This window comes from Streptomyces sp. NRRL F-5650 (genome assembly GCF_000721365.1).
In the GTDB taxonomy this organism is placed as follows: Bacteria; Actinomycetota; Actinomycetes; order Streptomycetales; family Streptomycetaceae; genus Streptomyces; species Streptomyces ardesiacus.
In genome coordinates this window covers 23,729-36,684 of record NZ_JOGV01000043.1, presented here as the reverse complement: position 1 = coordinate 36,684, position 12,956 = coordinate 23,729, and the positions used below count along the sequence as shown (strand labels likewise).

The window sequence follows — 12,956 nt, the reverse complement described above, 5'->3', positions numbered from 1 at the left end:
CGGGTAAGGGAACGGTAAAACGCCCTCGCTCGTTCACCCGGCATGACAGCTATGACCCCCGGCTCGAACATCCCCCTCTCCGCCGCCCGCGTGACGGTGGACGTCGCCGCGCCCGTGCGGCTCGACGTATCGGGCCTGCTGCTCACCGCCGACGGCAAGGTGCGCTCCGACGACGACTTCATCTTCTACAACCAGCCCACCGGCCAGGGCGTGACCTACCGCTCCGGCGGCGGCACCGCCCCGGACGCGATCACGGTCGACACCGCCGCCGTACCGCCGGGCATCGAGAAGATCGTCGTCACCGCCAGCCCGGACGCCGCCGGCCAGACGTTCCAGGGCATCGAGCCGACCGCCACCGTCCGCAACGCGGACGACGGCTCCGTCCTCGCCACCTTCACGCCCCCGCAGCTCGGCACCGAGACCGCCCTGGTGATCGTCGAGGTCTACCGGCGCAACGGCGCCTGGAAGGCCCGCGCGGTCGGCCAGGGCTACGCCAACGGCCTGGCCGGCATCGCCACCGACTTCGGCGTCACGGTGGAGGAGCCCGCGCCCGCCGCTCCCCCGGCCCAGCCGGCGGCCCCGCAGCGGTCCCGCGCGGCCACGCCCCCGCCCCCGCCCGCCGCTGCTCCCACGATGCCCGCCGCGCCGCCCGCGCCCCCCGCCGCGCCGCCGGCCCCCGCCCCGGGCAGCGGCAAGATCAACCTCGACAAGGGCCGGGTCAGCCTCCAGAAGAACCAGACGGTGTCCCTCGTCAAGGGCGGCCGGCCGATGCTCTCCCAGGTCAAGATGGGCCTCGGCTGGGAGCCCGCGTTCCGCGGCAAGGACATCGACCTGGACGCGTCCGTCATCGCCTACGGCCCGCAGCGCAACCACATCGACAGCTGCTACTTCGGCAAGCTCTCGATCCTGAACGGCGCGATCAAGCACTCCGGCGACAACCTGACCGGTGAGGGCGGCGGTGACGACGAGGTGATCGTGGTCGACCTCGGCCGGCTCCCGCAGGAGGTCTCCGGCCTGGTCTTCACGGTGAACTCGTTCTCGGGCCAGAAGTTCACCGAGGTCGCCAAGGCCTACTGCCGCCTCCTCGACGCCGCCACGGGCGAGGAGCTGGTCCGCTTCGACCTCACCAGCGCCGAGCCGCAGACCGGCGTGATGATGGCGAAGCTGATCCGCCAGTACTCCGGCGAGTGGGAGATGACCGCCGTGGGCGACTTCGTCAAGTCCCGCACGGTCCGCGGCATGGTGAAGCCGGCGGCCCAGGCGCTGTAGACGACCGAGGGGGCGTCCGGCCCCGGACGCCCCCCAGACCATGACCTAGACCCGCCCCAGGCCCTCCATGAGCAGCGACAGGTACCGCCGCACGGCCGACCCGTCCACCTCGTCCGCCGCCTCGGCCGCCGTCACCACCCCGTGCAGCAGCCGCAGGACCTCGACCGGCTCGACGTCCGGCCGCAGCGTGCCGGCCTCCTGAGCGGCCCGCACCAGCCGGGTCGCCGCACCGCGCACACAGTCGCCGCACGCGGGCCCGCCGCCGGTGACGGCCGTACCGAGCAGCGCCTTCAGCCCGCGCACCTGGAGCATCCCGACGGCCAGTTCGTCGAGCCACGCCACCAGCGCCGCGCCCGGCGCCCGCGCGGCGGCGATCACGTCGGCGCGGGCCGCGATCGCCTCCAGGCGCTCCAGGTAGGCGGCCTCCAGCAGCGCCTGCCGCGTCGGGAAGTGCCGGTACAGGGTGCCGGTCCCCACCCCGGCGCGACGGGCGATGTCGTCCAGGGAGGCGCCCTCACCGTGCTCGGCGAACGCCTCCGCCGCCACCCCCAGCAGCCGCTCACGGTTCCGACGAGCGTCCGCCCGCATGGGCCTGACCTGCGCCACAGCCCCTCCCTGCACAACCGGGCAACCTGCTGGCACCCTACCGCGCGTGCTCGGCGCGCCGCTCCCACGGCCAGTCGGCGTCCCGGCCCGCCTCCAGCAGCGGAACCATCCGGAACGCGGCGTCGGAGAGCCCGCCGAAGGTGTGCCGGTTCGCCCGGCCCGACGGACCGTGGCCCGCCCGGTACCCGGCGAGGTTCCAGGTGTAGACCGGCACGTGCGCCGGGACCTGCTCGGTCGGGTCGCCGTGCCGACTGTGCGCGTACTGCTCGTCGGTGACGATCAGCACCCGGTCGTGCCGCCGGTAGTGGCGCCGTACCGCCTCGGTGGTGTCGGTGCCGCCGAGGTCGCCGAAGCGCTCCAGGATCTTCAGCACCGACTCGCCCTTGCGGTACGTCACGGGCTTGCTGGACGTGCCGAACTCGACCAGGTCCGCGTCGGCCGCCCGCAGGGCCACCGCCGTGCCGAAGACGGCCGCCGCGTCGGCCCGGGTCAGCTCGGAGCGGTCCGACATCCGCGAGTAGAACATCGAGCCGGACCGGTCCACGAGGACCAGCGTCCGGCCGCCCAGCGCGGGCACGTTGGCCAGCGAGTGGCCGAGTGCCTGCTCCAGCGGGTACGACCAGCGCAGCGACGGGGCGTGCCGGTAGGCGGCGAGGTAGCGGAAGGGGAACTGCCGCGAGCGCGCCACCTCGGCCGGGTCGCCGATCCGCGCCGCGACCCGGGCCGCGACCTCGTCCGAGACACCGGCCTCGTCGAAGTTCCGCAGGTTGCGGACCAGCGCCATCGTCCCCATGGACGGGATCACCGCTTCCCAGGCGGCCTTGTCCATGGGGCCCTGGAGCCACCCGGCCAGCATCTCCCACGTGATGCCCGCCCCCGCGAGCCGCTCGGCACCGTCGGGCGCCGTGACCACCGCTCGCCGGTCCCGGACGGGCAGCGCCATCAGCTCGCGGTGCGCGGTCAGGACGCGGTCCGAGGCGGGCGGCACCGCGGTGCCGGGGTTGTGCCGGCGGTCGAGGGCGTACTGGAACAGCTCGCCCTGCCACGGCTTGTCGGGGTCGGGCGCCGCGTGCACCAGGTTGAGGACGTCGCCGAAGCGGTAGCCCTTGGACGCGGTGTCGTACTTCAGCAGCGACTTGCCGTGGTAGAGCCGCCGTACGGCGTCGGCGATCCCCCGCTTGACCGGCTTGGGCACGGCACGGCCGTGGGTCGCGGTCCAGTAGGCGAGCAGTTCACCGGGCTCGTCGGGGCGCCGCAGGACGGAGGCGATCACCTGCCGGTTGGACGGTCCGTCGGTGACGCCGGAGTCGAGGCGTGCCTTGACGTACTCGGCGGCGCCCACGATCGAGGCGGTGCGCAGGTTGCCCTCGCCCCGCAGCCAGCCGAGCAGGCCGGCGGTCCAGGACGGGTCGGTGACGGCGAGTTCGCGCACCAGCGTGGCGAAGCGGTCGTCGCGGGCGGCGCCGGTCTCGTAGTAGGTCTGCTGGGAGACGAAGTTGGCGACCGCGAGCAGGAACAGCTCGGAGCGCGGGTCTCGCTCGGTGCCCCGGCCGCCCTCGTAGGTGCGCAGCACGCGGCCCGTCGAGGTCACGCGCGAGGTGGGCTGCGCCTTCGCGGTCTTGGTGTTGAAGCGCGTCATGGTGAATTCCCCCGAATTCTCGAAAGCTCGAAATCTCGAACGTTTCCGGAGGGAGACACGGCAGCGGAAGGGTGCCCGAGGTCGGAATCGGCGACGGAACGTGCGGATGCTCTGCCGAATTGAGCTACACCGACCCGAAGTCGATGACGGGATTCGAACCCGTAACCGTCCGATCAAAGGAAGTATCCGCTGCCTGCGCACCGGGCACCCTTCGACTGCTGGGCCTCCCGAGATCAAGTGGGCGGCGGCATGGGATTCTTTTTGCAGAAGAAGTAGCCGCGGCCCGCGCACCGGGAGGTGCATGAAGTTGTGGGTGTCCAGAGTTCAGGTCGGCGGAACCGACAAGGTGCTCTAACCCCTGAGCTACACCGGCGCGTTGTACCGGTGACGGGACTCGAACCCGTGGCCGCCCCATTTTGAGTGGAAGTAGGTCCTGCCTTCGCACCTGGACGCTCATCACTCTAAAAGGGCGGTCGTCGCTCGGGCGAGCGAATTAATCACCGGCGCTTCTGGCGCTTCCACGGCCCCGTGATGGCGAGCATGATGCCGGGCGTCTGGATGTTGGCGTAGAGGGTGCGGCCGTCGGGCGAGAAGGTGACGCCGGTGAACTCGCTGTATTCGGGGTCGTCCTCGGTGCCCAGGTTCAGTTCGTTGCGGGCGATGGGGTAGGTGCGGCCGCTGTCGGTGGCGCCGAACAGGTGCTGGACGCCGTCGCCGTCCTCGGCGATGACGAGGCCGCCGTAGGGGGAGACGGTGATGTTGTCGGGGCCGTCGAAGGCACCGTCGGCGGACGGGTCGGGGTTGACGCCGAGCAGGACCTTCAGGGTGAGGGTGCGGCGCTTGGGGTCGTAGAACCAGACCTGGCCGTCGTGCGGGCGGCCGGGGCTCTCGTCACGGGCGTAGGAGGAGACGACGTACGCGCCGCCGTCGGCCCACCACATGCCCTCCAGCTTGCGCGCGCGGGTGACCTGACCGGCGGCGAACTGCTTGCGCACGGAGGTGGTCCTCGCGTCGCGGTCGGGGACGTCGACCCAGTCGACGCCGTAGACCGTGCCGGTCTTCGTCGCGCGGGAGAGGTCGTCGACGAACTTGCCGCCGGAGTCGAAGCACTTGAACGCCTGGAGGACCCCGGCGTCGTCGGCGAGGGTGCGCAGCCGGCCGCGGCCGTGCCGGAAGTGCTCCGGCGGGGTCCAGCGGTAGAGCAGGCCGTTGGGGCCCGAGGCGTCCTCGGTGAGGTAGGCGTGGCCGCGCTTGGGGTCGATGACGACGGCCTCGTGGGCGTAGCGGCCGAGCGCCTTGACCGGCTTGGGGTCGCGGTTGGCGCGGCGGTCCTCGGGGTCGACCTCGAAGACGTAGCCGTGGTCCTTGGTCATGCCGTTCCTGCCGGCCTTGTCCTCGGTCTCCTCGCAGGTCAGCCAGGTGCCCCACGGGGTGCTGCCGCCCGCGCAGTTGGTGGCGGTGCCGGCGATGCCGACCCACTCGGCGACGTGGCCGCCGCGGCGGACCTCGACGACGGTGCAGCCGCCGGCGGCGGCGGGGTCGTAGACGAGGCCCTCGGTGAGCGGCACGGGGTGCGGCCAGTCGTCGCGGTGGCCGCCGAGTTCGTGGTTGTTGACGAGGAGGGTGGCGCCGCGCGGGCCCTCGAAGGCGGCGGTGCCGTCGTGGTTGGACGGGGTGTACTCGCCTGACTCCAGCCTGGTCCGGCCGGAGTGGGTGACGATCTCGTACCGGAAGCCGGCGGGCAGGGCGAGGATCCCGTCCGGGTCGGGGACCAGCGGCCCGTAACCGACGCCGCCGTGATCGTGCCCGTGTTCCTCCCCCACGCTGTCGGTGTCCGTGGACGCGAGGGCGTTCGGCGCGGTGGCGAGGGCGCCGACGCTGCCCGCCAGCACGACCCCGGCTCCGGTGAGCGCGGATCGGCCGGCGAAGTCCCTGCGGCTGAGCGACATGGTGTCTCCTGTGACGGTGAGCGGGCCGTGGAGGGTGGCGCACCTCGGTGCGGCGCCACGCTTCCGCGCGCCCCTGAACGGAAGCCCCGCCGGCTCCTGAACGCAGCCTGAACGAGCGGAAACGGCTCCCGCCCACACCCGCAGCGCCCCCCGGCCCCGGCCGCCCGGCTCCCCGGACCCGGCCCCGCCCGGCTCCCCACCGTCAAACCCACCACGCGCCCCCACCCCGAACCCACACCACGTCCCCAGGTCAGCCGCTACGCCAACCCGGCCTCGAACCACCCGCTCCGGGCTCTCCTGCCACCTTGCCGGGCCGCCCGGGCCCCGCCGTCAAACCCCCCACGCACCCTCAACCGCAACCCCGGACCACCCGTCCCCCTCAGCCGCACGCCCCGGTCACCGCGCCCTGACCGGGTCGCTGCCTTCCGCCTTCCGCCTTCGCTTTCCGCTTTCCGCCTTCCGGCGCCCGGCTTCCGGCTTCCGGCTTCCGGCTTCCGGCTTCGGGAGTCCGCCACTCGCGAGCGCGGCCTGCCGCCGCCGGGCGGGCCCCGCCCCGGCCACCCGCCGTTCAGCCCTCCGCCGCCGGACGAACCGCGCAGCCGGGCGCCGCACCCCGCCCACTGGCCGACCCGGCGGGCCCGGCGGGCCCCGCCCCGTTGCGCCGTCAGCCGCCCTGTTGGGAGCGGGCCTTGAAGGCTGCCTTGCGGGCCTCCTTGGCGATCTTCTTGTCGGGGTGCAGCCGCCCCATCGCCTCCAGGACGTCCGGCGTGGCCGGGTGCTCGACCCGCCAGACCGTGTCGAAGAAGCCGCTGTGCTGCCGGGCGAGGCCCTCCACCAGGGCGCGCAGTTCCTCGGAGTTGCCCTCGGCGGCGAGTTGCGCGGCCACGGTGTCGATGGTCAGCCAGAAGACCATCTCCTGCGGCGGAACAGGCACGTCCCCCGCGCCGTGCTCGGTGAGCCACACCCGGGCAAGGCCGCCCAGTTCGGCGTCGTCGAGGACCTCCCGCAGCGCCGGCTCGGCCTCCGCGCCCACGAGGGAGAGCGCCTGCTGGCAACGGAGCCGGCGCAGCGGCGCCCCGGAGTCGGAGCCGCGGGCCGCCGCGAGCAGTTCGCGGGCGGCGTCGAGCGGACCGCGGCCGGCCAGCCACAGCTCGGTCTCGGCGTGGGCGGCGGCCGGCGGGAAGGACGCGGTGCCGTCGAGCAGCGTGTCGGCGCCCTTGTCCGCGAGGTCGCCGACGGCCGGCGCGTCGAAACCGGCGTCCAGGAGCCGGGCGCGCAGCCCGTACAGGCCGAGCGGGGTGAGCCGCACCATGCCGTAGCGGGCGACGTCGGCCTCGTCGAGGGGAGCGGCGGGCTCCTCGTCGGCGTCGGCCATGAGCGCCTCGTCGACCGGCTGGTACTCGACGAGGCCGACCGGTTCCAGGAGCCGGAACTGGTCGTCCAGGCGCATCATCGCGTCCGACACCTGCTCGAGCACCTCGTTGCTGGGCTCCCCCATGTCGCTGGGCACGATCACGGAGGCGGCCAGTGCGGGCAGCGGCACCGGGGCGTCGCCGGGGCCCTCCTCGCCGACCGTGAGCAGATAGAGGTTGCCGAGCACACCGTCGAGGAACTCGGACTCGGCGTCGGGGTCCCAGTCGAGGGAGGACAGGTCGATCTCGCCGCCCTCGGCCATGGCGTCGACCAGGTCGTCGAGGTCGGGCACGCTCGCGTCGGCGAGGACCGCCTCCAGGGCGGTGAGCCAGACGCCGAGCACGTCCTGGGGGGAGCCGGTGAGCAGGGCGAGGTCCTCGCCCGCGGCGACGGTGCCCGCCTCCTCGTCGGTGATCTCGACGAGCCCGGTGTCCACGGCGATCCGCCAGGCCTCGCTCGCGTACGCGGCGGCGTCGTCCCCGCTCAGCCCGAGCTGTTCGGCCGCCGCGGGCAGTTGTTCCTCGACGAGTCCGCCCCCGGCGTCGACCCGGGTGTCGGGACCGGCCCAGCGGGCCAGCCGCGCGGCCCGGGCGAGCACCGGCGCGGACAGCGCGTCGCGGGCCAGCTCCGCTTCGGGGCGCAGCCGTGCGGGCGGCAGGGTGGAGCTGTCTGACATCGGAAGTTTCTCCTCGCGCGCCTCTCGACCGCCGTACGGCCGCGTCCGGACCGCACCGGATCACACCGGTTCGCACCCGGACCGTGTGATGGACCGCGTACGGCTCAACGGCTCAGCCTAGACGGGTTTCCACCCATGCCGCCCGGTTCATCTCCCCGTCGGGTGGTGTACATGGCCGAAACCTTGACAACCGGCGTGACCAGGCAGGAGATTGACGCGCGTAGAAAGCGGGGGCGGGCCGGGGGAAGGGTGCTCACTCGGGCCCCCGGAAGTCCCACGCGTCCTCCCGTCTTCTCCCGCGCCCCACCCCGTCCCCGCGCCACGTCACGTCCCCGGAGGGATCCGTTGGCCAGCAAGTCCTCCACGCGCCTCGCCGCGCTCACCGTCGCCGCCGTCTGCTCGGCGGCGTCCACCGTCGTCCTCACCGCGCCCGCGCACGCCGACGCCGCCCCGGCGGACGCCGTGCGCATCCACGACATCCAGGGCAGCACCAGGATCTCCCCGTACGCGGGCCGGCAGGTCGCGGACGTGGCCGGAATCGTCACCGGCGTCCGCGGTTACGGCTCCTCCAAGGGCTTCTGGATGCAGGACCCGAATCCGGACGCCGACCCGGCCACCAGCGAGGGGGTCTTCGTCTTCACGAGCAAGGCCCCCGAGGTCGCCGCCGGCGACGCCGTCACCGTCTCCGGCACGGTCTCGGAGTACGTGCCCGGCGGCACGTCCTCGGGGAACCAGTCGGTGACCGAGATCACGCGCCCGACGGTCACCGTCGTGTCGAGCGGCAACGCGGTCCCGGCCCCGACGACCGTCTCCGCCCGCTCCGTCCCGCGCGCGTACGCCCCCCAGGGCGACGCGGGCGCGAACGGGTCGGTCAACGCCCTGCCGCTGGAGCCCTCGCGGTACGCCCTGGATTACTACGAGTCCCTGGAGGGCATGAACGTCCGGGTCGTGGACGCGCGCGTGGTCGGCGCCTCGGACCCGTACACCGAGCTGTGGGTCACGGTGAAGCCCCGGGAGAACGACAACCGCCGCGGGGGTACGGTCTACGGCTCCTACGACGACCAGAACACCGGCCGGTTGCAGATCCAGTCGCTGGGCAAGCCCGCCGACTTCCCCGCGGCCGACGTGGGCGACACGCTGACCGGCACCACCGCCGGTCCGCTGGACTACAACGAGTACGGCGGCTACACGCTGGTCGCTAGCGAGATCGGCACCCTGGAGAGCGGCGGCACCAAGCGCGAGTCGACGCGCCCGCAGAGCGCACGCGAGCTGGCGGTGGCGACGTACAACGTGGAGAACCTCGACCCGTCGGACGACACGTTCGCCGCCCACGCCGAGGCGATCGTGCACCACCTCAAGTCGCCCGACATCGTGTCCCTGGAGGAGATCCAGGACAACAACGGTGCCACGGACGACGGCACCGTCGCGGCCGACGAGACGGTCGGCAGGCTGATCGACGCGATCGTCGCGGCCGGCGGCCCGCGCTACGACTGGCGGGGCATCGACCCGGTCGACAAGGCGGACGGCGGCCAGCCCGGCGGCAACATCCGCCAGGCGTTCCTGTTCAACCCCGAGCGGGTCTCCTTCACCGACCGGGCGGGCGGCGACGCCACCACGGCGACCGGGGTGCGCAAGGAGCGCGGCAAGGCGGCGCTGACCCACTCCCCCGGGCGGGTCGACCCGGCGAACCCGGCCTGGAAGGACAGCCGCAAGCCGCTGGCGGGCGAGTTCGTCTTCCGCGGCCGCACGGTCTTCGTCATCGCCAACCACTTCAACTCCAAGGGCGGCGACCAGGGCCTGACGGCGCAGTACCAGCCGCCGTCGCGCGGCTCGGAGACCCAGCGCCACGCCCAGGCGAAGGTGGTGAACGCCTTCGTGAAGGAGATCCTGGCCGCCCAGAAGAACGCGGACGTCGTCGCCCTCGGCGACATCAACGACTTCGAGTTCTCCGAAACCGCCCGCCTCCTGGAGGACGGCGGCGCCCTGTGGTCGGCGGTGAAGTCGCTGCCGAAGAGCGAGCGTTACTCGTACGTCTACCAGGGCAACAGCCAGGTCCTGGACCAGATCCTGGTGAGCCCGTCCGTCCGCCGCGGCGGACTGTCCTACGACAGCGTGCACGTCAACGCCGAGTTCCACGACCAGATCAGCGACCACGACCCGCAGGTGCTGCGGTTCCGTCCGTAACCGGGCGGTGGTGGGGGCGGGTTCGGCGGTCCGGCGGTTCAGCGGGGTACGAGACCGAGTGCGTGGTCGTACCGGCTGACACCGCCGCCGGTCACACCCGGCCAGTTCTGCACCCGTTCCCACTGCGGCGTCGCCGAGCCCACCCCGTCGCCGGGCGCGGCGAGGGCGTCGATGTGGGCCTGGGCGCTCTCCCACTCGGCGTAGTTGAGGACGCGCGTGCCGTCGGTGCTGAGGTGGAAGTGGGCGGAGATGCCCCCGGGGTGCGGGTCCGGCTCGCTCTCCAGGGCCTCGAAGACGGCGTCCACCCAGGCGCGCTGCCGGTCGGGGTCCGGCCCGTCGAACTCGACGTCGACGATGACGACGCAGCCCGGGACCGCGGCCGGCGCCCCGTCCTCGCGGGTGGTGCTGCGGTACCGCCGGTAGCTGCGGAGCGCCAGCCGCTCGATGCCCGGCACGGCGGTGTCGATCTCGTCGACGCGCTCCTGGCGCCGGGTCTTCCTGAAGGCCTCGTAGGCCGGCTCACTCGCCCACTGGGAGTGGTGCAGCAGCGTGCTGCCGTCGTGCCCGGTGTAGACGTGATAGCCGCGCAGGTCTTCCGCGGGCCAGGGGCGGCGCTCCCAGGCGCGGGCGACGGCCTCGACGGTCCGCCGCTGCCGTTCGGGGCTGCCCACCCGCCAGGTGCTGAAGAAGGGCGCCTGGACGTCGGGGCGGGTGAGCCGTGGGTGGGCGTCGGTGCGGCGGGTCATGCCGGCCTCCGTGGTCGGTGGTCGTCGGGGTGCGCGGTGGACGCGCGGTGCATGCGCGGTGGAAGCGCCCACCGCGCATGCACACCCTCCGACCTCGACCAAGGTTGAGGTCAAGTCCGTTCCGGTACCGGCACGACGTACGCGGGCCCGCAAGCGCTCAGCAGGGCCCGTGCCGGTGGCGCCGCGCGAGGCTCGCCGCGACGGCCACGCCCGCCGCCGCCCCGGCGACCAGCACGGCGCGCGGGTGCCCGAGCCCGGCGCGCACCGCGCCCCGCGCCCGCCCGGACGCCGTTCCGGCGCGGTCCGCCCGTACGGCGCTCCCGTCGCTCCCGGCGTGCCCGGCGGAGCCGCGCAGGTGCCCGGTCATGGCGCCGGCCCGGTCCCTGAGGGCGGCGGCCCTGGCCTTGGCCCGGCCCTTCACGTCGGCCTTGCCGGCCAGTTCCTCGACGGTGTCGCCGAGTTCGCCGCGGGTCTGCTCGATCTGCCGCCGCAGCTCGTCGGGGCCCTTGGCGCCGCCGACCGGCTGCGCGGTGGAGCCGCCCCTCGTACCGTCCCGGCTCGTCGCGTCGGTCATCGATGTGCCCTTTCCCTGATCTGGTCGACGTCGGCCCGGACGCTGCCGAGGGTCTCCTCGGGCTTGGGCGGCACGGCACGGCGGAGCTGGGCGCGACCGGTCACGGCCAGGACGCCGGCGATCGCGAAGAGCGCCCCCGTCACGATGAGCGCCGCGGCCCAGACGGGCAGTACCAGCGAGAGTGCGGCGACGGCCGTGCCGGCCAGCGCGAACAGGCCCACGTAGGCGATCGCGCCCGCGGCTCCGAGCATGCCGCCGCCGCGCCCGGCCCGCTTGCCCTTCTCGGCCAGTTCCATCTTGGCGAGGGCCACTTCCTGGCGTACGAGCCGGGAGAGCTGTTCGGTGGCCTGCCCGACGAGTTCGCCCACGGAGTGCTGTTCGTCGCGCACCGGCCTGGTGTGCATGGTTCCGGTCACGGTGTTCCCGCCTCCTCTCGGTCCGGAGCACCCCGGGTACCCCGGCCCGCCCGGCGCTACCCGCACGACCACCGGCCCCCACCGCACTAAGCATCCCTTACAGATACCTCGTAGCAGATTTAAGTGGAGCTACACGGTCCGGCCGTCGACACTACTGCCATGACGACCGACGACGCCCGCCCCGCCACCCCCTTCGGCCGCACCCTGTGTGCCATGGTCACGCCCCTCACCGAGTCCGGCGCGCTCGACCCCGACGGCGCCGCGCGGCTGGCCGGGCACCTGGTCTCGCGGGGCTGCGACGGCCTGGTCCTGTCCGGCACCACGGGTGAGTCGCCGACCACCACGGACGCCGAGAAGTCGGCACTGGTGACGGCCGTACGGGAGGCCGTCGGGGACCGCGCGGCGCTCGTCGCCGGGATCGGCACCGCGGACACCCGGCACACCGTGGAACTGGCGTCGGCCGCGGAGAAGGCGGGCGCGGACGGCCTGCTGGTGGTCGCGCCGTACTACAGCCGGCCGCCGCAGGACGCCGTGGAGGCGCACTTCCGCGAGGTCGCCGACGCGAGCGGTCTGCCGGTGATGCTGTACGACATCCCGGGCCGCACCGGCACCCGCATCGAGCCGGACACGGTCGCCCGCCTCGCCGAGCACCCGCGGATCGTCGCCGTCAAGGACTGCTCGTCCGACCTCCTCGGCACCCAGAAGGTCCTGTCCCGCACGGATCTGGCGTACTACGCGGGCTGCGACGAGCAGGTGCTCGCCCTGTACGCGCTCGGCGCGACGGGCTGCGTCAGCACGGTCGCGAACGTCGTGCCGGAGCTGTTCCCGGCCGTCTTCGACGCCTTCGACCGGGGCGACACCGGGCGGGCCGCCCTGCTCCAGCGACGGGCGGTCCCGCTGGTCGAGTCCATGACGGCGGCCGGTCTGCCCGGCACGGTCACCGCCAAGGCGCTCCTCGGCGCACTGGGCCTGCCGGCGGGCCCGGTCCGCGCCCCGCTGCGGCCCGCGGACCGCCGGACCACGGCCGGTTTGCTCGCGGCCTACGAGGAACTGACCGCCGGCACCGCTCAGTTCCAGGCGTAGCCGTCGCCGAACAGCAGGGTGTGCTCCAGTACGCCCTCCGCCGGGTCGTCGATCTGCCCGACGTGCACGTTGAGGAGCCCCACGCGGGGTCCGTTGTGCGAGCCGGTCGTCGTCTCGTCGGCGTGCGCGGCACCCACCGGTCCCCAGCACACCAGCGCCGCGGCCCCCGCCCCGGCCAGCAAGCGGGCCGTGCGCCCCTTCGTCGTTCCAGGCGTCATTCCAAGTCCTCGTCTCTGCGAACCGGCGTCCGATCGGACTGTGCGTCCGTCCCCTCCCTTCATCCACCCGGACCGCCGGTAAGTCACGGGCAGTCATCCCTTCGTGCGGTCGCGCACCGTGCCCCGGCCAAGAAACCGGCCCCGGCACCTCGTCGGTGCCGGGGCCGGTTCGGACGACGGGGG

The 12,956-nt window shown here is 73.5% G+C and carries 11 protein-coding genes; 3 read left to right on the top strand and 8 right to left on the bottom strand.

Annotated elements, in window-relative coordinates:
- Positions 1-51: 51 nt before the first annotated feature.
- Positions 52-1,269, top strand: a complete 1,218-nt coding sequence (locus tag IG88_RS0130015) for a TerD family protein (RefSeq protein ID WP_031047985.1) — start codon at positions 52-54, stop codon at positions 1,267-1,269.
- Positions 1,270-1,314: 45 nt separating this feature from the next.
- On the opposite strand, the gene IG88_RS0130010 is transcribed toward IG88_RS0130015, so the two are convergent.
- The 4 genes from IG88_RS0130010 to IG88_RS0129995 form a co-directional block, all read right to left on the bottom strand.
- Positions 1,315-1,875, bottom strand: a complete 561-nt coding sequence (locus IG88_RS0130010) for a TetR/AcrR family transcriptional regulator (RefSeq protein ID WP_031047982.1) — start codon at positions 1,873-1,875, stop codon at positions 1,315-1,317.
- Between the two features lie 37 nt (positions 1,876-1,912).
- A complete protein-coding gene (locus IG88_RS0130005) occupies positions 1,913-3,514 on the bottom strand; it encodes a TROVE domain-containing protein (protein WP_031047979.1) in 1,602 nt (533 codons plus the stop codon).
- Between the two features lie 497 nt (positions 3,515-4,011).
- On the bottom strand, positions 4,012-5,463 hold the full coding sequence (locus tag IG88_RS0130000) for a PhoX family protein (RefSeq protein ID WP_031047976.1): 1,452 nt from the start codon (positions 5,461-5,463) through the stop codon (positions 4,012-4,014).
- A gap of 664 nt (positions 5,464-6,127) precedes the next feature.
- The gene (locus IG88_RS0129995) at positions 6,128-7,552 is read right to left on the bottom strand and encodes a hypothetical protein (RefSeq protein WP_031047973.1); all 1,425 of its coding nucleotides are present in this window, start codon (positions 7,550-7,552) and stop codon (positions 6,128-6,130) included.
- 345 nt (positions 7,553-7,897) lie between these two features.
- On the opposite strand from IG88_RS0129995, the gene IG88_RS0129990 reads away from it, so the two are divergent.
- Positions 7,898-9,736: an endonuclease/exonuclease/phosphatase family protein gene (locus IG88_RS0129990; RefSeq protein WP_031047970.1), complete on the top strand. Its 1,839-nt coding sequence runs from the start codon at positions 7,898-7,900 to the stop codon at positions 9,734-9,736.
- Between the two features lie 38 nt (positions 9,737-9,774).
- Here the strand turns inward: IG88_RS0129990 and IG88_RS0129985 are convergent, their stop codons facing one another.
- The 3 genes from IG88_RS0129985 to IG88_RS0129975 all read right to left on the bottom strand — a co-directional run bounded on the left by IG88_RS0129985 (position 9,775) and on the right by IG88_RS0129975 (position 11,472).
- The gene (locus IG88_RS0129985) at positions 9,775-10,482 is read right to left on the bottom strand and encodes an antibiotic biosynthesis monooxygenase (protein ID WP_031047967.1); all 708 of its coding nucleotides are present in this window, start codon (positions 10,480-10,482) and stop codon (positions 9,775-9,777) included.
- 157 nt (positions 10,483-10,639) lie between these two features.
- Positions 10,640-11,056, bottom strand: coding sequence for a DUF3618 domain-containing protein (locus IG88_RS0129980; protein WP_031047966.1), 417 nt, complete (start codon positions 11,054-11,056; stop codon positions 10,640-10,642).
- A complete protein-coding gene (locus IG88_RS0129975; RefSeq protein ID WP_031047963.1) occupies positions 11,053-11,472 on the bottom strand; it encodes a phage holin family protein in 420 nt (139 codons plus the stop codon). Before IG88_RS0129975 ends, IG88_RS0129980 begins: the two co-directional genes overlap by 4 nt.
- A 159-nt stretch (positions 11,473-11,631) precedes the next feature.
- Here IG88_RS0129975 and dapA point away from each other — a divergent pair, with 159 nt between their 5' ends.
- Positions 11,632-12,555, top strand: a complete 924-nt coding sequence (gene dapA / locus IG88_RS0129970) for a 4-hydroxy-tetrahydrodipicolinate synthase (protein WP_031047961.1) — start codon at positions 11,632-11,634, stop codon at positions 12,553-12,555.
- On the opposite strand, the gene IG88_RS0129965 is transcribed toward dapA, so the two are convergent.
- Positions 12,540-12,773: a hypothetical protein gene (locus tag IG88_RS0129965; protein ID WP_031047959.1), complete on the bottom strand. Its 234-nt coding sequence runs from the start codon at positions 12,771-12,773 to the stop codon at positions 12,540-12,542. The two genes, dapA and IG88_RS0129965, sit on opposite strands and share 16 nt — an antisense overlap.
- Between the last annotated feature and the right edge of the window lie 183 nt (positions 12,774-12,956).

Bases quoted from the DNA above. Each gene is read 5' to 3' on its own strand.
- IG88_RS0129985 (WP_031047967.1), bottom strand. From the start codon at position 10,482: ATGACCCGCCGCACCGACGCCCACCCACGGCTCACCCGCCCCGACGTC.
- IG88_RS0129965 (WP_031047959.1), bottom strand. From the start codon at position 12,773: ATGACGCCTGGAACGACGAAGGGGCGCACGGCCCGCTTGCTGGCCGGG.
- IG88_RS0129980 (WP_031047966.1), bottom strand. From the start codon at position 11,056: ATGACCGACGCGACGAGCCGGGACGGTACGAGGGGCGGCTCCACCGCG.
- IG88_RS0130005 (WP_031047979.1), bottom strand. From the start codon at position 3,514: ATGACGCGCTTCAACACCAAGACCGCGAAGGCGCAGCCCACCTCGCGC.
- IG88_RS0130000 (WP_031047976.1), bottom strand. From the start codon at position 5,463: ATGTCGCTCAGCCGCAGGGACTTCGCCGGCCGATCCGCGCTCACCGGA.
- IG88_RS0129995 (WP_031047973.1), bottom strand. From the start codon at position 7,552: ATGTCAGACAGCTCCACCCTGCCGCCCGCACGGCTGCGCCCCGAAGCG.
- IG88_RS0130015 (WP_031047985.1), top strand. From the start codon at position 52: ATGACCCCCGGCTCGAACATCCCCCTCTCCGCCGCCCGCGTGACGGTG.
- dapA (WP_031047961.1), top strand. From the start codon at position 11,632: ATGACGACCGACGACGCCCGCCCCGCCACCCCCTTCGGCCGCACCCTG.